At 28.8% G+C, this 17,812-nt stretch carries 23 protein-coding genes; 8 read left to right on the top strand and 15 right to left on the bottom strand.

Annotation, left to right across the window (positions count from 1 at the left end):
• Nucleotides 1–37: 37 nt before the first annotated feature.
• The 4 genes from V2W16_RS06030 to V2W16_RS06015 all read right to left on the bottom strand — a co-directional run bounded on the left by V2W16_RS06030 (nucleotide 38) and on the right by V2W16_RS06015 (nucleotide 2,006).
• Entirely contained in the window at nucleotides 38–799 is a 762-nt protein-coding gene (locus tag V2W16_RS06030; RefSeq protein ID WP_253229856.1) for an SDR family NAD(P)-dependent oxidoreductase, read from the bottom strand.
• Nucleotides 800–830: 31 nt separating this feature from the next.
• Complete coding sequence (locus tag V2W16_RS06025) at nucleotides 831–1,508, bottom strand: Crp/Fnr family transcriptional regulator (RefSeq protein WP_329383076.1); 678 nt, start codon at nucleotides 1,506–1,508, stop codon at nucleotides 831–833.
• A gap of 27 nt (nucleotides 1,509–1,535) precedes the next feature.
• Nucleotides 1,536–1,685: a hypothetical protein gene (locus tag V2W16_RS06020; RefSeq protein ID WP_329383072.1), complete on the bottom strand. Its 150-nt coding sequence runs from the start codon at nucleotides 1,683–1,685 to the stop codon at nucleotides 1,536–1,538.
• A 180-nt stretch (nucleotides 1,686–1,865) separates the two neighbouring features.
• A complete protein-coding gene (locus tag V2W16_RS06015) occupies nucleotides 1,866–2,006 on the bottom strand; it encodes a hypothetical protein (RefSeq protein WP_329383069.1) in 141 nt (46 codons plus the stop codon).
• A gap of 112 nt (nucleotides 2,007–2,118) precedes the next feature.
• Here V2W16_RS06015 and trxA point away from each other — a divergent pair, with 112 nt between their 5' ends.
• A complete protein-coding gene (gene trxA, locus V2W16_RS06010) occupies nucleotides 2,119–2,454 on the top strand; it encodes a thioredoxin (RefSeq protein ID WP_279222098.1) in 336 nt (111 codons plus the stop codon).
• Nucleotides 2,455–2,525: 71 nt separating this feature from the next.
• Here the strand turns inward: trxA and V2W16_RS06005 are convergent, their stop codons facing one another.
• Genes V2W16_RS06005 through V2W16_RS05995 form a run of 3 tightly spaced genes read right to left on the bottom strand, consistent with a single transcriptional unit; the run spans nucleotide 2,526 to nucleotide 4,270 of the window.
• Nucleotides 2,526–3,137, bottom strand: a complete 612-nt coding sequence (locus V2W16_RS06005; protein ID WP_329383067.1) for a M23 family metallopeptidase — start codon at nucleotides 3,135–3,137, stop codon at nucleotides 2,526–2,528.
• A 57-nt stretch (nucleotides 3,138–3,194) separates the two neighbouring features.
• Entirely contained in the window at nucleotides 3,195–3,623 is a 429-nt protein-coding gene (locus V2W16_RS06000; protein WP_329383063.1) for a hypothetical protein, read from the bottom strand.
• A gap of 44 nt (nucleotides 3,624–3,667) precedes the next feature.
• A complete protein-coding gene (locus V2W16_RS05995) occupies nucleotides 3,668–4,270 on the bottom strand; it encodes an N-acetylmuramoyl-L-alanine amidase family protein (RefSeq protein WP_329383061.1) in 603 nt (200 codons plus the stop codon).
• 116 nt (nucleotides 4,271–4,386) lie between these two features.
• On the opposite strand from V2W16_RS05995, the gene V2W16_RS05990 reads away from it, so the two are divergent.
• The 4 genes from V2W16_RS05990 to V2W16_RS05975 all read left to right on the top strand — a co-directional run bounded on the left by V2W16_RS05990 (nucleotide 4,387) and on the right by V2W16_RS05975 (nucleotide 6,573).
• Nucleotides 4,387–4,899 carry a putative ABC transporter permease gene (locus V2W16_RS05990; protein ID WP_329383058.1) on the top strand — a complete coding sequence of 171 codons (513 nt, stop codon included), beginning with the start codon at nucleotides 4,387–4,389 and terminating at the stop codon, nucleotides 4,897–4,899.
• A 74-nt stretch (nucleotides 4,900–4,973) separates the two neighbouring features.
• Entirely contained in the window at nucleotides 4,974–5,582 is a 609-nt protein-coding gene (locus V2W16_RS05985) for a GNAT family N-acetyltransferase (RefSeq protein ID WP_329383054.1), read from the top strand.
• Between the two features lie 90 nt (nucleotides 5,583–5,672).
• Nucleotides 5,673–5,957, top strand: a complete 285-nt coding sequence (locus V2W16_RS05980) for an autorepressor SdpR family transcription factor (RefSeq protein ID WP_138268092.1) — start codon at nucleotides 5,673–5,675, stop codon at nucleotides 5,955–5,957.
• Nucleotides 5,938–6,573: an SdpI family protein gene (locus V2W16_RS05975; RefSeq protein ID WP_329383049.1), complete on the top strand. Its 636-nt coding sequence runs from the start codon at nucleotides 5,938–5,940 to the stop codon at nucleotides 6,571–6,573. Before V2W16_RS05980 ends, V2W16_RS05975 begins: the two co-directional genes overlap by 20 nt.
• Nucleotides 6,574–6,597: 24 nt before the next feature.
• Here the strand turns inward: V2W16_RS05975 and V2W16_RS05970 are convergent, their stop codons facing one another.
• The 5 genes from V2W16_RS05970 to V2W16_RS05950 form a co-directional block, all read right to left on the bottom strand.
• Nucleotides 6,598–7,410, bottom strand: coding sequence for an HAD-IIB family hydrolase (locus V2W16_RS05970; protein ID WP_329383046.1), 813 nt, complete (start codon nucleotides 7,408–7,410; stop codon nucleotides 6,598–6,600).
• 74 nt (nucleotides 7,411–7,484) lie between these two features.
• Nucleotides 7,485–8,288, bottom strand: a complete 804-nt coding sequence (locus V2W16_RS05965; protein ID WP_329383043.1) for an HAD family hydrolase — start codon at nucleotides 8,286–8,288, stop codon at nucleotides 7,485–7,487.
• A 2-nt stretch (nucleotides 8,289–8,290) separates the two neighbouring features.
• Nucleotides 8,291–9,082, bottom strand: coding sequence for an HAD-IIB family hydrolase (locus tag V2W16_RS05960; protein ID WP_329383040.1), 792 nt, complete (start codon nucleotides 9,080–9,082; stop codon nucleotides 8,291–8,293).
• A 3-nt stretch (nucleotides 9,083–9,085) separates the two neighbouring features.
• On the bottom strand, nucleotides 9,086–9,883 hold the full coding sequence (locus V2W16_RS05955; RefSeq protein ID WP_329383037.1) for a Cof-type HAD-IIB family hydrolase: 798 nt from the start codon (nucleotides 9,881–9,883) through the stop codon (nucleotides 9,086–9,088).
• Nucleotides 9,884–9,934: 51 nt separating this feature from the next.
• Nucleotides 9,935–10,735 carry a Cof-type HAD-IIB family hydrolase gene (locus tag V2W16_RS05950; RefSeq protein ID WP_138268086.1) on the bottom strand — a complete coding sequence of 267 codons (801 nt, stop codon included), beginning with the start codon at nucleotides 10,733–10,735 and terminating at the stop codon, nucleotides 9,935–9,937.
• A gap of 202 nt (nucleotides 10,736–10,937) precedes the next feature.
• Here V2W16_RS05950 and V2W16_RS05945 point away from each other — a divergent pair, with 202 nt between their 5' ends.
• Nucleotides 10,938–11,930: an isocitrate/isopropylmalate dehydrogenase family protein gene (locus V2W16_RS05945; RefSeq protein ID WP_329383032.1), complete on the top strand. Its 993-nt coding sequence runs from the start codon at nucleotides 10,938–10,940 to the stop codon at nucleotides 11,928–11,930.
• Nucleotides 11,931–11,954: 24 nt separating this feature from the next.
• Here V2W16_RS05945 and V2W16_RS05940 read toward each other — a convergent pair whose 3' ends face one another.
• The 3 genes from V2W16_RS05940 to V2W16_RS05930 all read right to left on the bottom strand — a co-directional run bounded on the left by V2W16_RS05940 (nucleotide 11,955) and on the right by V2W16_RS05930 (nucleotide 15,645).
• Entirely contained in the window at nucleotides 11,955–12,545 is a 591-nt protein-coding gene (locus V2W16_RS05940) for a hypothetical protein (RefSeq protein ID WP_329383030.1), read from the bottom strand.
• A gap of 80 nt (nucleotides 12,546–12,625) precedes the next feature.
• Nucleotides 12,626–14,539, bottom strand: coding sequence for an ABC-F family ATP-binding cassette domain-containing protein (locus V2W16_RS05935; RefSeq protein ID WP_329383027.1), 1,914 nt, complete (start codon nucleotides 14,537–14,539; stop codon nucleotides 12,626–12,628).
• A gap of 5 nt (nucleotides 14,540–14,544) precedes the next feature.
• Nucleotides 14,545–15,645 (bottom strand): LCP family protein, encoded by a 1,101-nt coding sequence (locus tag V2W16_RS05930; RefSeq protein WP_329383023.1) that lies wholly within the window; start codon nucleotides 15,643–15,645, stop codon nucleotides 14,545–14,547.
• Between the two features lie 161 nt (nucleotides 15,646–15,806).
• On the opposite strand from V2W16_RS05930, the gene V2W16_RS05925 reads away from it, so the two are divergent.
• Nucleotides 15,807–16,430, top strand: coding sequence for a sugar transferase (locus tag V2W16_RS05925; RefSeq protein ID WP_329383020.1), 624 nt, complete (start codon nucleotides 15,807–15,809; stop codon nucleotides 16,428–16,430).
• Nucleotides 16,431–16,442: 12 nt separating this feature from the next.
• Complete coding sequence (locus V2W16_RS05920; protein WP_329383018.1) at nucleotides 16,443–17,807, top strand: biotin/lipoyl attachment domain-containing protein; 1,365 nt, start codon at nucleotides 16,443–16,445, stop codon at nucleotides 17,805–17,807.
• Nucleotides 17,808–17,812 lie beyond the last annotated feature (5 nt).

Here is a 17,812-nt window from a genome sequence, read left to right as displayed (position 1 = left end):
TTCATTTATAAAAACAAAAAAACTCCCATAAGGAGTTTTATTTTGCATATGTTCTTGCACCATCCATAAGGATAATTTCGCCGCTTACATAAGTTGCCATATCACTTGATAAGAATGCTGCCATATAAGCTACATCTTCAGGAGTACCAAGTCTTCCAACAGGAACAGTAGCGATTTTTTTCTTTGTCATTTCTTCATCAAACTTATTTAACTGTTCTGTTTTTATAAGAGAAATTGCAAGAGTATTACATCTTATATTTTCACTGCCATATTGAACAGCCATATATCTCGTAAGTCCCATAAGCCCTGCCTTAGCAGAAGAATACTGAGGACCTCCGCCCATACCTGAATACATTGCAGAAGAACCTATATTTATTATACTTCCTCCACCGGCTTCTTTTAATAAATCCAAACCGCCTGCCATTATAGAATAAAAAGAACCGTATAAGTTTGATTTTAATACACTGTCAAGATATTCAGGGGTAAGCTCATCAATTTCAAATACCTTAGAGCCACCCGCATTATTTATAATAATATCAAGTTTACTAAACTTATTTTTAACATCCGATAGAACTTCTTTCATCTGCTCAAAATTACCAACATCACATTTATAGCATAAAGCTTTTCTTCCCATATCCTCTATTTCTCTTACTACCTCCATTGCTGCTTCATCTCTTGAAAGATAAGTAAAAGCTACATCTGCTCCACAATCTGCTAATGTAAGACAAATAGCTTTTCCAACGCCTCTGCTTCCTCCTGTAATGAAAGCTTTTTTTCCTGTTAAATCAATTTGCAACATATCTTTTCTCCTATATATTTATATATTATTATTAATTTCCCTCACTAATACCGTAAAGACCTTTTTCATCAACTACCTCAATACCACCTCTATATAACTTTATGTACCCACAAGAAACAAAATGTTTAAGCATTCTGCTTACAACTTCCCTGGCACTTCCTAGGTGATTTGCAATTTGTTCATGAGTCATATTTAGTTTTTTATCATCGTTCATATGGTAAAGAACAAACTCAGCAAGCCTTTGGTCAAACTTCTTAAACATAACTTGTTCTAAAAGCCACATCACATCAGAAAATCTTGAAGCCATTATTTCATTTATATAATTTGAGAAAACTAAAGACTCTTTTGAAATCCTATTATATATAATTGTAGGAATTATTATGACTTCGCTTTCTTCCATCGCATCTATAAACACATCAATTGAGATATCTTTCATGACACAAGATGCAGACATTAAACAAATATCCATATCATTTAGATAATAAAGGCTTATTTCTCTTCCACTCTCAGAAACCATATATGCTCTAAGCTTACCTTTTTTTATAAGTACCAAACCAAGACAGCTTACATCATTGTCATGAACAGCATCATTTTGTTTAAATGTTTTATATTCAATATTATTTAAAATAAGATTTTTATGTTTTTCTTCCATTTTGTCCCATACGGGAATTAAATCAGAAAGAGTTTCTTCTATATTATTTGTTTCCATTTTCTTTCCCTTTTTATTTTTGTTCTTTTAATTTTTTAGTAAAAAAATGATAAATGAAGAGCAAACTATAAGCATCATACCCCAAAACATAATATTCTCTTTGTCTGAAGTATCTATACTGTTTACAGGTTGATTTTTGTCTTTATTTTTATTATTATTTACATCTTCGACTTCCATATTTTCACTATCTTTTATATTAACACTCTTCTTTACTACACCTTCATAATTTCCTTTAAAAGTTATATAAAAATCTATACTTTTATCTGTTATCTCTTTTTTAATAACATAATCAATATCTTTTGTAAGAGTAAGTTGTTTACATTTATTATGTAGATATAAAAATCTACATTCTCAGCGCTATTCCATTTGAAGTAACAACAGAATCTTTTTCATCTCTATTTTGATTTTCATTTGCAAAATATATACAACACCTACATTTAATATTAAAAATAAAGTTAAAAGTGTTACTAATAATCTTTTCATATCTTTCTTTGCCAATTATTATTATTTTATTTTATAAAACATTATTATGTCAATAAATTTATAAATTTCATCTCTATGTGACTTAGTCACTGTATTATATTTTTATTTATTTATAATATAATCAAAGATAAGAAAAGAGGTAAATAAAATGAGTGTAATGAATTTAACAAATAAAACATTTAAAAGTGAAATTAATGATGACAAATTGGTAGTAGTAGATTTCTGGGCTCCATGGTGCGGACCTTGCCAAGCTTTTTCACCTATAATTGATGAAGTAAGCGAAGAAATGGATGATGTAAAAATATGCAAGGTAAACGTTGATGAAGAAAGAATGCTTGCAATGAAAAATAGAGTAATGTCAATTCCTACATTATTAATTTACAAAAATGGAAAACAAGTAGAAAGATCTCAAGGCAGACTTTCAAAAAATGAATTAGTAGAACTAATTAACTCATTAAAATAATAAAAAAATAATATATATATTCCCCTAAAAAATAAAATTGTTTGTAAAAAAAAAGAGCATAAGCTCTTTTTTTATTCATAATCAACAAATATAAGAGGATTAATACAATCTTTAACATCTGAAGATGTCCTTATTTCAAAATGCAGATGGTGCCCCGTAGACGAACCGGGGTTTTTATCTTTCTCTGGATCTCCGCCTTCTTTTCCTATCACATCTCCCTGCTTTACTTTCTGCCCTTTTTTTACACTTATTTTTGATAGATGAGCATAAAAAGAATATATATCATACTCATGTTTTATTTTTATGTAATTTCCATACCCTTCTTTATCACACCCCACTTCAACAACTTCTCCATCTGCTGTTGCCTTTATGTCATCATGCCACTTTGCTCCAATATCAATACCGTTATGTTTTGTTTTTTTACCTGTTATTGGATGAACTCTATAAGAAAATTCGCTTGTAATAACTCCCTCCACAGGTTTAATAAAATCAGATTTTTCTGCCTTATATTCTATAAGTTTTGCTTCATTTTTACTTATAATATAATTTTTATTAAACAAATAAAATATTGTATCAATATCATTTAATACAGGATATAAAATAATAAAAGTAAAAAATAAATTTAAAATAAAATATAATACTTTTTTATAAAATTTTCTTTTAATGCTTAATTTTCTTTTCATCAATTAAATATATGAAATAAAAATTTAATTATACTAAAAAAACAGGCATAGCCTGTTTTATAAATACTTTTTTAGTTCATAAAAATTCTGCTCTTCTATTTCAAGAAGTTCTTTTGCAAGATCAACAACTCTTTTGTCGCTGTCTTTATAATCTCTTATTTTCTTTGTTATTTGAACTATACCCATTGTACTGCCTTGCATCATCATTCCGGCAAGATGTTCAACAGATTTGTCCTTTATTGTTTCCATTTTTATCATTAAATAACTTTGAAGTTCTGAAAAATAAGATAAATCTTTTACTTCCTTGCCCATATCATTCATTACTTTTATTACTTTTTTAACAAAAGCATCATAAGTTTCTTTCTCATGAACAAGTTCGTCTCTAAATCTTAAATCTTCGTTAACATCTATTAAGTCTTCAATAGATGTTGAACCCATTTTTGCATTTTTATAAATAAATTCCAATAATCTAATACTGTTATCCATGCTAACTTCCTTTTTTATTTTATTATTAAAAAAGAAAGCACTTTTTATTCATAATATTTTCCGTTATATTTATTTTTTAAAAAATCAATATTTTCTTTACTGTCTTCAACATAAGGTATATTAAAATAATCAAGTATACCTTTTGCAATTGCAACCCCGTATTCATATATGTTATTTATGATAAAATCGCTGTCTTCTGGATTATCGTGAAAAGCTACTTCCATAAGAACCGCAGGAGATACTGTTTTTCTAAGTTCATACATTCCTTTTCCGTTAAAAGTAGAATACCCCTCTTTCACACCAAAATCGTCCGTTGGTGTTAACATTTCAAGATAAGGATAAATATCCCTTGCAAGTTTTTCACCTTCACCGCCAAACCTGTGAGCATAGATTTCAGCACCTCTGGTTTCTCCATTTGAAGCATTAGAATGTATTGCAACATGAACCCTCGGTTTAATGCTGTTTGAATCCTCAACAACTTGTGCAAGAGTCATATTAGGAGAATTCCTCGCCGTTACAAGCCCATGCCTATTAAGTTCGTATTCAACAATATCCGCAATCTCGTTCATCCTTTCTTCTTCGCTTCCAAACCCGTCATAACCTAAATTAAAATGTTGCACTGACGGAGAAATATATACATCTACCATATTTACCTCCATAATAATATCCTTCAAAATATACTATGAAAAAAATTTCTTTTTGTTTATTCTTTTTCGTATTTTTTATTTAATTTTACACATTATAAAAAATAAAAGGTATTTTTATGAATTTCTTTACAACCATTCTTTTTATATTTATATATAGTTTTCTTGGATATATTTATGAAACATTAATTAATTTAAAAAACAAAGTCCCAATTAACTCAAGGGGATTTCTTTACGGTCCTTTAAGGCCAATTTACGGACTTGGATGTATCCTTCTTATTTTTGTTTTTTATAATTTCCATATAGATACTCTTCCATTATTTTTTCTTGTTGGATTTTTTTCATGCACCGTAGAATATATTAGCTCTTACATTTTAGAAAAAAAATTTAATAAAAAATACTGGGATTATTCAAATAACCTATTTAACTTAGACGGCAGAGTCTGTGCTCTTGGTTTTGTAGTATTTGGAGTTTTTGGGCTTTTTCTGCTTAACTTTCTTCATCCAATTTTACTGGATATTGTAAAAGAGACTTTATCACAAAGAGCCATAACATACTCTGTATTTACTCTCTTATTTTTTACTACAATTGATTTGATATTAAGTCTATATAACATTAAACATTCAAATTAAGTTAATTTAAAATTGACTATATTATTTATTTAATTTAAAATAGATAATTATTATAAACTAAGAAGGTATTATAAATGGACAAATTAAACATAAGACAAGTTACAATAGAAGATACAAAAGACATTCTTAAAATATACGAACCTTATATATTAAATACTCCCATTACTTTTGAATATGACGTACCAAGTATTAAGGAATTTGAAGAAAGAATAAGAAAAATAACAAGTAAATATCCTTATTTGGTATGTGAAGAAAATAATCAAATTATAGGGTATGCTTATGCAAGTGAATACAAAGGAAGAAAAGCGTATGACTACACGGTAGAACTGTCTATATATATAAAAGAGGGATATAATAAAAAAGGCATAGGAAAAAATTTATACATGGCATTAATAGAAATACTAAAAAAACAAAACTTTAAAATAGTATATGCCTGTATAACCGTACATAAAACACTGGGAAGTAATAAATTCCATGAAAAATTAGGATTTAAAGAAATAGGATTTTTTGAAAAAAGCGGTTATAAAGATAATAACTGGTATGACACAGCATGGTATAGCTTAGAAATTGGCAAATTTGAAAAACATCCTAAAGCTATTACACCTATAAATGAATTAGACAATAAAGAAAAAGATAAAATAATACAAAAATACAATAATATTTTAAACAAGAGAACTATTTAGAAAATTTTCTAAATAGTTCTTGACTTTTTTATAGGAAAGATATAATATCTATTTAGAAAAATATCTAAATAAAAGAAAGGAGATAACAAAGTGAGTTTTGCAAATACACTAAAGGCACTGTCTGATCCGGTTAGAAGAGATATTCTTGTAATGCTTAAAGACGGCAGAATGTCGGCAGGAGAAATTGCTTCAAAATTCGATATGACTGCAGCAACGGTATCCTATCATTTATCAAAATTAAAACAAGCGGATTTAATATTCGAAACAAAATATAAAAACTTTATTTACTACGATATAAACACATCTGTATTTGAAGAATTAATGTTGTGGTTATCTCAGTTCAGCGGAGGAAAAGATGAAAATAAAAATAAATAAAGAAATAATCCTTTCAACAATATGTTGTTTTATACCTACAATTTTATGTCTTTTTGTATATGACAAACTTCCTGGAAGTCTGCCAATACATTTTGACGCATCAGGAAATCCCGACGGATATGTATCAAAAGAAATATTTATCTTTGTAATGCCTTTCATTTATGCTGCTTTAAACTTACTGGTAAATGTATTTATAAATAATGACCCAAAAAGAAAAAATGCTTCAAAAGTTATATTTACATTAAGTAAATGGATAATACCGATACTAACAATACTATTTTGTTTCATATCTATATTATCTGCTCTTTATGAAAATATAAATACATCAACTTTTGTTCTCGCATTAATGGGCCTGGTGTTTATCATTATCGGAAACTACCTTCCAAAATGCAAACAAAATTACACAATGGGAGTAAAACTACCATGGACATTAAACAGTAAAGTAAACTGGAATAAAACTCATAGGCTATCTGGCTTCATATGGGTTATAGCGGGAATAATTCAAATTGCATCGGCATTCTTCAGATTACCTCAAGCTATTTTCTTAACTAGTGTTGCCGTAATGGTAATAGTACCAATTGCATACTCATTTATTTTATATAAAAAAGGAATATAAAAAAGAACGCATATGCGTTCTTTTTTAAACTAATTTAAGTTTATTTTCATCTTTTAAAATATACTTATAAACAGCATAAGCAAATGCATTTTCATTATTTGTTCTAGGCAACACTATATTTGCTCTCTGTTTTGTTTTTTCATCACTGTTTTTTACTGCAAATGCATATTTTGATATATCAAACATATATGTATCTACTTCTTGATCTCCAATACTTGCAACTTCTTCACTAGTTATTCCATATTCATCCATTAAGACTTTTAAGCCGTTTGCTTTGTTAAGTCCGTCCGGCATATAACTTACACAAGAACCAAAAGGTCTTGCAGTTGTATAAACTCCTTTAGGTGCAAGGCTTCTTAAATAAGGAACATCCTCTTCATTGTTTCTTACAACCGCAACTCTGCAGCATTTTTCAAGAGAAAGAGTATCTCCCTCACAAGCCATTTTTAAAGTATGGAATCTTTTTATGTGGTTCATAAGCTTTTCATCTGCATTTTCATACATAATTCCATCTTTATGGAAACAGAAAAATCCTCTGTTTTCCTTTCTTAAAATTTTTATAAAATTATCATAATCTTCTTTATTAAAATATGAGATAAGCTCATTTTCTCCTTTAACATCAAGAATTAAAGCTCCGTTTACTGCAACGTGTTTAAAATCTTCAAGTCCTAAATCATGAATATGTTCTCTCATTAATACTTCTGTTCTGCCTGAATTTATAATTACCTTTACTCCAGCATCTACAAGATCTCTTACTGCCTGTATGTTTTCTTTGGACATATGATCATTCTTATCCAAAAAAGTATCATCCATATCTACTGCAAATAATTTTATCATACTTTCCTCCACAAAATTAATAGCCATAACATTAAGCCATGGCTATTATACCGAATTTATTTATTTTTTTCTACTTAAATTTTTGATAATTTATCTTCGTCTTTTAATAAATATTTATAAATTGCATATGCAACACCATTTTCGTTATGACTTCTTGGAAGAACTATATCAGCAGCTTCTCTTGCAAAATCATCACAATTACTTACTGCAAAAGAATATCCACAGTTATTGAACATATCAAGATCACTTTCTTGATCCCCTATACATGTAACATCATTTTTATCTATTCCATATTCCTTTAATACAAGCTCTAAACCTGAAAATTTATTTAATCCTATTGGCATATAATCCAAAATACCGCTATTTGCAGTTGAATACAAACCTTCTGGACATATACTTCTTACATATGCAAGCTCTTTTTCATCACCATAATATGTATTTACTCTAGGACACTGAGGTATACTCATAACATCCCCTTTAATAAGAGCCTTTGCAGAATGGAAATACTCAACTTGAGGTCTAAGTTTATCCACATGTTCATACATAAGCCCCCCATCGCAGTAACAGAAAAATTCTCTGTTTTCGCTTCTTAATCTTTCTATAAGGTTTACATATGTATCCCTGTCAATGTATTTAGAAAATTCATTTTTTCCATTTAAATCGAGAACTAATGCACCATTTACTCCTACATGTTTATTTTTTTCAAGTCCAAGTTCTAATACTACATCTTTAAGAGTAGGTTCACTTCTTCCCGAAGCAATAACAACCTTAACTCCGCTTTCCTCTAAATCTCTTATAGCCTGTTTGTCTTCTTTTGAAATTATATTACCATCTCTAAGTAAAGTATCATCTAAATCCACAGCAAATAATTTAATCATTTTTATTCTCCTAAAAAGTATTTTTCTATTACATAACTTATTGCATCTTCTTCATTTGTTTTATCAATAACTACTTTTGCAGCTTCTTTTGCTTCGTCTACTGCATTTTTAACTGCTATTCCAAGAGGCGCATCTCTAAGCATTTGAAGGTCATTTCCCCCGTCTCCCACACATACTATTTTTTCTTCATCAATCCCAAACTCTTTTGCAAGTCTTTTTGCCCCTTGAAACTTACCTTCTCCCCTTACAAAGAATATTACAAAACCATTTCCCTCTCCCGTTTCTATAACATCATTCCCCCATGAACGCATCATCTTCCTTTGTTCTTCATTATTAATAAGACCATACATTAAGAATATATTTTCTATATCATAAGGTGTATAATCAACATCAATTACAGGATATCCGTGTTCATACTTATCCATAACATCAACAAGTTTATTACTGTGATTATGAAATATTCCATCTAAACTAAGTACATTTGATTCTATATTATTTACCTTTAATAAATCTAAAATCCTTTTAACTTCATCTTTGGGAATAAAATTGTACACTTTTCTGTACCCGTCTAAATTAAAAACACTAAGTCCATTATGAGCAAGATGTTTTTGATCACTAAGCCCTACCATTTTTATAACATTTTCCATTGTCGGTTCTGCTCTCCCACTGGCAAGAGCAACTTTACCGCCACTGTTTATAAGTTTTCTAAGTGCATCTTTATTCTTTTTAGAAATTGTTCCGTCATCTTTTAATAGTGTATCGTCAAGATCTGTAATAAGCAATTCGTACTTCAATGTCTATTCTCCTAAAATATATTTATCTATTACATAAGCCACAGCATCTTCATCACAACTTTGTTCTAAAACTACATCTGCAACCTCTTTTAAATCATCTGTTGCATTTGCCACAGCAACTCCAAGACCTGCATATTTTACATTTGTATAATCGTTACCCTGGTCTCCCATTACTATAACTTCATCCATAGAAATGCCAAGTTTTTCTGCTATTGCTTTTGTTCCTTCTATTTTTGTAACATTATAAGGCATCATATCAAAAAAGTTAGGATCAGGCACAACACCTTCCATTTCTCCTTCTTTTTCGAGGCTTTTTACAAATTCATATTCTTCATCATCATGAAAATATGCACTTACTTTGTATACTCCTTTTATATCTTTAATATTACCTATCCTTGATTTTGTAACAGGGAAGTATATTTTTATTCCTTTTGCGATTACTTCATCTCCCTCTTCATAAACAAAATCAAAGTTTTCACTGGAGAAAACTCCACATTCTATATTTTTAGATTTAAGTTTATCTATTAAATCAAGATAAAAATTTCTGTTAAATTCCTTTATTATTTTTCTATCATTGCCTTTAAAAATTCCTGCGCCGTTATCGGAAACATGATAATTATCTTCTATACCGATTTGTTTTGCGTAATATAAAACATCAAGTGCAGGTCTTCCACTTGCAAGAGAAACCATTACACCTTTATCCATACACTTTTTTATGGCTTCAAGATTCTTTTTTGATACACTTTTATCTGTACATAAAAGTGTATTATCAACATCCATTACAATAAGTTTATATTTCATAAAATCCTCCCTATCATTTAAACAAATACCAATTATTATTCATTAACTAATTTAAAGCATATATTTTTCTATTAAATAAGCAACTCCGTCTTCATCATTGGTATAAGGAAGAACAACATCTGCCACTTTTTTCAAGCTGTCCACAGCATTTTTCATTGCAACACCAAGCCCTACATTTGCAACAATCTGCATATCATTTTCCTGATCTCCAACTGCTATTATCTCTTTTGTAGATATTCCCATTTCCTTTGCAAGCCTTATTGCACCTGTCCATTTTGAAATACCTCTTGGAGATAAATCTATAAAATATTCTCCTGATATATCTGCTCTTATTTGACGGTTTAATCTTTCAACTTCTCTATGAAGAAAAATATCATCAACATTTCTGTAAGAAGAACTTATTTTATATACGTTTTTTAAATCTCTTACATCAGCTTCAATAAAATCAATGAGTGTTCCTTGATTTAACTCTCTACATCTGTGTACAAATTCTTCACTTGTTTCATCATAAAAAGAACCTTCATAGTCACTTGTCATTACAACAAAAGGAATATGATTGTATCTTAAAATATCAACTATTCTTTTATAATATCCTTCTTCAAAATGAGCAACATATTCTTCTTCACCCTCTTTAAATATCGTAAGACCTGCATTTGCAATATTGTAATTATATTGACAACCAAGTTGTCTTGCATATTTTATTGCATCAACATAAAGCCTGCCGCTTCCGACACTTATAAATTTCCCCCTTCTTTGAAGCTCGTGAACTGCTTTTAAATTCCTTTCGCTAATTTCACTTTTGGAGTTAAGCATAGTTCCGTCCAAATCGGTGATAAGTAATTTATAGTCCATAACTCCTCCTTAAAATAATATATAAAAATCATTAAATTCAAACTTAATTATCTTTTATAATTTTACTATAAAAAACACGGTTATGTCAAATAATACCAGTTAATACGAGTGTTTAATATTTTGAATATTTAGACATTTTACTATTGTTAAATGTCTTTAAGTAAAGTATAATAACAGTTAAGCTTAAAAAAGGAGAATATTCATGAAAAACGTAACATTAATTTATGGTGATGGTATAGGAAAAGAAGTAATGGCAAGTGCCGTTGAAGTAATCAAAGCAACAGGCGCAGAAATTAATTTTGAAGAAGAAATAGCAGGACTTGAAGCCATTGAAAAATACGGTGAACCACTTCCTAAAAAAGTAATTGATAGTATAAAGAAAAACAAAGTAGCTCTAAAAGGACCTGTAACAACTCCTGTAGGTAAAGGATTTAGAAGCGTAAATGTAACTTTAAGAAAAGAACTTAACCTTTATGCTAACGTGAGACCTGTAAAAACATATGAAGGACTAAAAAATAGATATGAAGATATTGACCTTGTAATAATCAGAGAAAACACTGAAGGATTATATGCAGGAATTGAAAAGGAAATTGAAGGCGGAGCAGAAACAACAAGACTTATCACAAAAAAAGCCAGTGAAAGAATTGCAAAATATGCTTTTGAACTTGCAAGAAGAGAAAACAGAAAAATGGTAACAGCTCTTCATAAAGCAAATATTTGTAAACTTACAGACAGAGTTTTTTTAGATGCTGTAAATGAAGTTCATAAGGATTATCCTGAAATTGAATTAAATGATTTAATTATAGATGCAGCTTGTATGAACCTTGTTATGCACCCAGAAAAATATGATGTATTACTTGCAACAAACTTATTTGGAGATATTGTAAGCGACCTTTGCGCAGGATTAATAGGCGGTCTTGGTCTTACAACAGGTTCAAACATTGGTGAAGACGGTGCAATTTTTGAAGCTGTACACGGTTCAGCCCCTGATATAGCAGGTAAAAATATAGCAAACCCTACAGCATGTATTCTTGCAGGTGCAAAAATGCTTAATTACATAGGTTACACAGAAGAAGGCGCTAGAATAGAAAAAACAATTGAAGAATTAATTAAAGAAGGAAAATACCTAACAAAAGATTTAGGCGGAAATCTTGGAACAAAAGAATTTACAAAGAAAGTAATTGAAAGATTATAAAAAAGACACTTTTAAGTGTCTTTTTTATTCTTTAATTAATTCATAAAGATATATTCCGCCTTTTAATTTTCTTTTATATAAATATTTCATACCTATATGCACGTATTTATCTTTCTTAAGCTCGCTGTCAGTTGACAATATAACAGGAAGAGAATACTCATCTGCAAATTTAAAAATTTCATTCATAATTTTATGCATATATCCTTTATTTTGAAAATCAGTCTCAACAAGAAGCATTTCTACTTTTATAAAATCCTTATTTTCCATTCTTAATTTATCTAATAAAGAAGATTTATCACTTTTCATTGATTCCAAAAAATTATAATATCCCTTAAAACCAAAAGTTCTTATAAAATTTAAAAACATATATATCTTTGCACTTGACCTTAAAGGATTTAGAGTACTATTTAATATAACAAATCCCTCTTTATTTTCACTTAAAGAATACAACATATTATTTTTAATACTTGCTTTTATTAGTACTTTTAAATATCTTCTAAATGTATTCTCATCTTTAAATAAGGAAATCGTACCCTCTTCATTCAAATTTGACTCAACATAAATTTTAACGATATCATCTATTTCTTTTTTTGATAAAGATTTTACCTTTTGCATAACAATACCTTCATTTTATTTATTAAAAAAGCTATATATTAAAAAATATATAGCTAAAATATTAATCATTTTCTAAAATCTCACTGATCATTTTCTAAAATCTCACTGACTTCAAGCCATCTTGATTCTTTTTCTTCAAGTAACAATTCTATCTCATTTAATCTTATGGAAACACTTTGCGCCTTACTTGCATCATTAAAGTATTCTGGATCATTCATCTTATTTGCAAATTCAGTTTTTTCTTCTTCCAAACTTTCCATATCCTGTTCTATAGTTTTAAGCTCTTCTTCATATGCTTTTCTCTTATTGTTACTTAAAGATGAATTTTTCTTTTCTTTCTTTTCGCTCTTTACTTCCTTTTTTGTTTCCTGTATTTTTTCTGTATTTAAAAGAGCTTCTCTTTCCATAGCATAATCATAATTACCGTCATATACTTTTATATCGCTACCGGTCAAATACATTATTCTGTTGCATATTTTATTTAAATAATATCTATCATGACTTACACTTATGACTGCTCCGTCATATTTTAATAAAGCCTCTTCAAGTACTTCTTTTGTTTCAATATCCAAATGATTGGTAGGTTCATCAAGAATAAGCACATTGGATTCTTTCATCATAAGTTTTGCTATAGCAACACGGCTCTTCTCTCCTCCGGAAAGCATAGATATCTTTTTATTTATATCATCGCCACTAAAAAGCATACATCCCAAAATATTTCTTATTTCGCCATCATCAGCATTTGTGGATTTTCTAAGTTCTTCTAAAATAGTAAGAGAATCATCAAGATCGTTATGTTCTTGTTCAAAGTATAAAATCTGACACTTAGGATTTTTCTTTATAAGTCCCTTATCTTCTTTTAAAATACCGGTAATAAGTTTTAAAAAAGTAGATTTTCCGGTTGCGTTCCTTCCGCAAATACCAAGTCTATCACTGCTTGAAATGGTAATATTAAAGTCTTTAAATAATCTCTTTTCTTTTGTATATCCGAAGTCAAGCCCTTCAACTGTTATGGCTTTTTTACTTATCATTGGAATATACCCAAATTTTATATAAGAATTCTTAGCATAATAAGGACTATCTACTCTTTCTATTTTTTCAAGCATTTTTTCTCTGCTTCTAGCTCTTTTAATGCTCTTTTCTCTGTTAAATTGCTTTAGAGTCTTTATTACTTCTTCTTGTCTTTTTATTTCTGCTTGTTGTTTATTATAAGCACTCTTTTCAATATCAACTCTTTGTTTTTTCTTTATTACATAGTCAGAATAATTTCCGCTATATACATAGCATTTCTTATTTTCTATTTCTATTATTTTATTTGTGAATTTATCCAAGAAATATCTATCATGACTTACAACAATAACAGTTGATTTCAAAGAATACAAGAAATTTTCCAACCAGGAAATACTATCCGTATCCAAATAGTTCGTAGGTTCGTCAAGTATTAAAACTTCAGGAGTAGAAACAAGTAGCTTTGCAAGAGCAACTCTCATTTTCTGTCCGCCTGATAAAGTAGATATTTTTTTAGAAAAATCTGCTTCTTTATATCCTAGACCTTTTATAATCCCAACTAACAAACTTTTATATTTATATCCATCCATATCCTCAAACTCACTTACAAGTTCGTGATATTTTTCATTTAATTCTATAAGCTTTTGTTTATCCGATTCAAACTCAAGCATCATAGATAACTCTTCTATTTCTTCTTCTTTTTTTGTGTATTTTTCTGCGCCCAGCAAAACTTCAGAATAAATATCGTTATCTAAATTCAAATTAAGATTTTGTCTTAAAAATCCTATTTTATTCCTATCTATTTTTGAAAAGCTACCGCTATAATCTTCATCAATTCCCATTATAATATTAAGCAAGGTGGACTTGCCGGCTCCGTTTCTGCCGACAATGCCCACCTTATCTTTATCACTTATAACAAGAGAATCAATAGTAAATAAATGTTCGCTTCCAAAACTTTTACTTAAACTATTTATGTTAATTTGCATATTTTTTAATCACTCCTTGGATCCTGAGTTAATTGTTCAGCGTCAATATTAAATAATCCTTTAATAAATGTTACCCTTTCAGATTGATTAACTATCCAATAAGATACTCCACCTAAATTACCAAAATCTCCAGGTAATGTATAAGTTTGTAAATCATCTATATTGAAATCTTTAAATGAAAGTCCTAAGCTTGCTATTTGAGCAAATTGTAAATCAGTTTCTACCATACTTTGCACAAGATTGTATATCTGAGGAATTTGAGAAAAAGTTCCTTTGTTTTTAAATTCTGTAAATATAGCTTTCATTATTTTTTGTTGAATTTGAACTCTTCCGATATCCCCGTCAACATATGCTCTGTAACGGCTGTAGTATAGAAGTTGATCTCCATTTAAAACTTGGGTTCCTTTTTTTATTACAACTTGAGAAGTATCATGCCCGTTATGTGCATATAAATCTTGATGAACATCTATGGTTACACCCCCCATAACATCAGCTATTTTTGGAAGTGCATCCATATCTATACCAAGATAATAATCTATTTGAACTCCACCTAAGATATCACTTACTGTATTTTTTAAATATGTAACCCCTGTATCAAACAATTTATCTTGATTTGCAGCATCCGTTTCATTTAGCCCTAAGCTGGCATAGTAAAAACATGAATTAACCTTATCTCTTCCACCTGTATTATAAATATCTACTCTACTGTCTCTTGGAATAGAAATAAGTTTAATGGTTTTTTCTTTTGAATTTATACTTGCAAGCATTATTGTATCAGGTCTAAATATTGTTGCAGTCTGACTTCTTTCTTCATTTTTATCTATACCGAATATAAGTATATTTATTGTATCTTCCAAAGTTGCAGAATTGTTAAGTTTTGTTTTGTCGCTTAATCTTGTATATTTGGGACTTTGGAAAGGATTATTATTTAACACGTTGTATCCTAAAGACTTAGCAAGTCCAAGTCCGCTTGAAGAAAAAATAACAAGCAATGCCACTAAGATAATACATATTTTTTTTCTTCTTGTTTTTTTTGATTCATATGTTTTTTGTTTAGAATGTTTTTTTAAGGATCTTTTTGGTTTAACTATTTTATTTTTCCTCATATGTTTCTCCATAAGTTTTATAATTTTTAATTATAGCATAAAAATCCTTTATTCTATTAGTTTTTTAAATTTTTTATGCCAATTAAAGAATTATTTGTAAAAAATATTATAAAATGATATAATATATAATCAGCAAATTATTACTTATATAAGGAAAAATTATGAAAGAAATAAGTAAAGAAAAAATAAGGAAATATAATAGCACTATCATTGTAAAGAGACTGGTTGATATTATATGCGCTCTTTTACTTTGCATAGCTTTTATAATTCCTGGAGTAGTAATAGCAATTATAATAAAACTTTCCGATGGAGGGAAAATATTTTTTGTTCAAGAAAGAATTGGCAGATATGGAAAAAGCTTTAAGATAATAAAATTCAGAACAATGAAAGAAGGAAGCGAAAAAGAAGAGAAAAAGCTATTAAAGAAATCAAGAAACGGATTCGTTCAAATAAAACAGGATCCAAGAGTTACCGAATTCGGAAAATTTTTAAGAAAAACAAGTTTTGATGAAATACCACAATTAATAAATGTATTAAAAGGAGATATGAGCCTTATAGGCCCAAGACCTTTTATCCCTATAGAAACAGATTTGCTTAACGAATATGAACTACAAAGAAATATTGCATATCCGGGACTTACGGGACTTGCACAACTAAAAGGAAGATCTAAATTAAATATTCATGAAGTTGTAAAAATAGACCTTGAATACTTAAATGATTATTCCTTACTTTTAGACCTTAAAATATTTTTCTCTACCATTTTTGTTGTGCTAAAAGGCATATAAGAGGTATATAAAATGAAGAAAAAGAATAAAGACTTAAATAAAAATCCAATCACAACATCACAAAACATTCCTATAAAAAGGAAAAGACACAAAAAAAACTTTTTTCAAAAAAGATATAAAGAAATAATTATTCTGGGTTCTATTTTAGTCTTTTTTTTATTTTCGATATTCCATTCAGAAAATACAATAATTCTTAATAAAGAAAAAGACATAACAACAGAAACAGCAGAAAGTTATATTTTCACAAATTCAGAATATGTAGATTTAAATGAAACAACACCTATAAAATATACCGTAAAAGAAGGACAAAAAGTAGGTGCAAACACAATTCTTTCAAAAACATATAAAATAAAAACAAATAAATATATAGACGATGCAATCAGTGTAATTGATTGGAGACTTCAAAATAACTCATACGAAAACCGTGACGTTTTTTTCAAAGACTTAAATGAGCTTGAAGAAAAAATAAAAAATGTAGAAAATGAATATAATCAGGCAAAATCTACAAACAACACAACTAAAATGAATGAATACAGCACAGAACTTACAAAATTAAAAAGCCAAAAAGAAATGATGCAGAAATCAATGAAGTACATTTTTGCCGATGATGAAACATTAAAAAAACTTAAAGAAGAATTAAAAAGCAAAATGAGCTCAGAAGAAAAAGACCTTACAATATCTAATTTAAACTTTTCTTTCACAGGAAATATATATTTTTCTAGAACAGGATATGAAGAAGTCTTAAATACAAATGTAATGGCAGCCCTTGACAGTGACTATATTGACTACTTAAAAAGATTTACTCCTGAAAGCACCAGCGAAGATAAATCAATAATTAAAATAGTAAATAATCAATGTGCATATGTTTGTGCGGTTGTCAATAAAGATACATATATAGACGGTGAAGAAGATGCAAAAGAATATAATGCATTAGTAAAGAAAAATCATGATTTAAAGACAGACGGAGAATATTACGATTATCTTCTTACAAGAGTTGATATTTTAATAACATACCCTACAATCAAATTTGAAGACAACGAAGGAAAAATAGATGAAGGATATTTGATTAACTCTCTTGATTATGGAGAAGACAAAAAAATTCTTGTTATATGCCTAAAAGATGAATTTAGTCATTTAATTAATGTAGATAAAACAAAACTTGATATACATACTAATGAAGTAACGGTTTATAAAATACCTAAAAAAGCAATTATAGAAAAAAATGGGAAAACATATGTATATGCCGTTACAGATGGGAATTTAAAAGAACTGGTTGAAGTTAAAATATATAGTGAAGAGTTTAGAACCGTGCTCCTTAAACCAAGTGAAAATCCTGATTTAACGGAAAATATGGAAATAATATCAAATCCAACATAGGAGGT

Source organism: Anaerofustis butyriciformans, from assembly GCF_036289385.1.
Taxonomy (GTDB): Bacteria; Bacillota; Clostridia; order Eubacteriales; family Anaerofustaceae; genus Anaerofustis; species Anaerofustis butyriciformans.
This window is presented reverse-complemented; position numbering and strand designations above follow the sequence as displayed.

What these genes read in the sequence shown, in the direction of transcription:
- V2W16_RS06030 (WP_253229856.1), bottom strand. Translation starts at nt 799, where the DNA reads ATGTTGCAAATTGATTTAACAGGAAAAAAAGCTTTCATTACAGGAGGA.
- V2W16_RS06025 (WP_329383076.1), bottom strand. Translation starts at nt 1,508, where the DNA reads ATGGAAACAAATAATATAGAAGAAACTCTTTCTGATTTAATTCCCGTA.
- V2W16_RS06020 (WP_329383072.1), bottom strand. Translation starts at nt 1,685, where the DNA reads ATGGAAGTCGAAGATGTAAATAATAATAAAAATAAAGACAAAAATCAA.
- V2W16_RS06005 (WP_329383067.1), bottom strand. Translation starts at nt 3,137, where the DNA reads ATGAAAAGAAAATTAAGCATTAAAAGAAAATTTTATAAAAAAGTATTA.
- V2W16_RS06000 (WP_329383063.1), bottom strand. Translation starts at nt 3,623, where the DNA reads ATGGATAACAGTATTAGATTATTGGAATTTATTTATAAAAATGCAAAA.
- V2W16_RS05995 (WP_329383061.1), bottom strand. Translation starts at nt 4,270, where the DNA reads ATGGTAGATGTATATATTTCTCCGTCAGTGCAACATTTTAATTTAGGT.
- V2W16_RS05990 (WP_329383058.1), top strand. Translation starts at nt 4,387, where the DNA reads ATGAATTTCTTTACAACCATTCTTTTTATATTTATATATAGTTTTCTT.
- V2W16_RS05985 (WP_329383054.1), top strand. Translation starts at nt 4,974, where the DNA reads ATGGACAAATTAAACATAAGACAAGTTACAATAGAAGATACAAAAGAC.
- V2W16_RS05975 (WP_329383049.1), top strand. Translation starts at nt 5,938, where the DNA reads ATGAAAATAAAAATAAATAAAGAAATAATCCTTTCAACAATATGTTGT.
- V2W16_RS05970 (WP_329383046.1), bottom strand. Translation starts at nt 7,410, where the DNA reads ATGATAAAATTATTTGCAGTAGATATGGATGATACTTTTTTGGATAAG.
- V2W16_RS05965 (WP_329383043.1), bottom strand. Translation starts at nt 8,288, where the DNA reads ATGATTAAATTATTTGCTGTGGATTTAGATGATACTTTACTTAGAGAT.
- V2W16_RS05955 (WP_329383037.1), bottom strand. Translation starts at nt 9,883, where the DNA reads ATGAAATATAAACTTATTGTAATGGATGTTGATAATACACTTTTATGT.
- V2W16_RS05950 (WP_138268086.1), bottom strand. Translation starts at nt 10,735, where the DNA reads ATGGACTATAAATTACTTATCACCGATTTGGACGGAACTATGCTTAAC.
- V2W16_RS05945 (WP_329383032.1), top strand. Translation starts at nt 10,938, where the DNA reads ATGAAAAACGTAACATTAATTTATGGTGATGGTATAGGAAAAGAAGTA.
- V2W16_RS05940 (WP_329383030.1), bottom strand. Translation starts at nt 12,545, where the DNA reads ATGCAAAAGGTAAAATCTTTATCAAAAAAAGAAATAGATGATATCGTT.
- V2W16_RS05935 (WP_329383027.1), bottom strand. Translation starts at nt 14,539, where the DNA reads ATGCAAATTAACATAAATAGTTTAAGTAAAAGTTTTGGAAGCGAACAT.
- V2W16_RS05930 (WP_329383023.1), bottom strand. Translation starts at nt 15,645, where the DNA reads ATGAGGAAAAATAAAATAGTTAAACCAAAAAGATCCTTAAAAAAACAT.
- V2W16_RS05925 (WP_329383020.1), top strand. Translation starts at nt 15,807, where the DNA reads ATGAAAGAAATAAGTAAAGAAAAAATAAGGAAATATAATAGCACTATC.
- V2W16_RS05920 (WP_329383018.1), top strand. Translation starts at nt 16,443, where the DNA reads ATGAAGAAAAAGAATAAAGACTTAAATAAAAATCCAATCACAACATCA.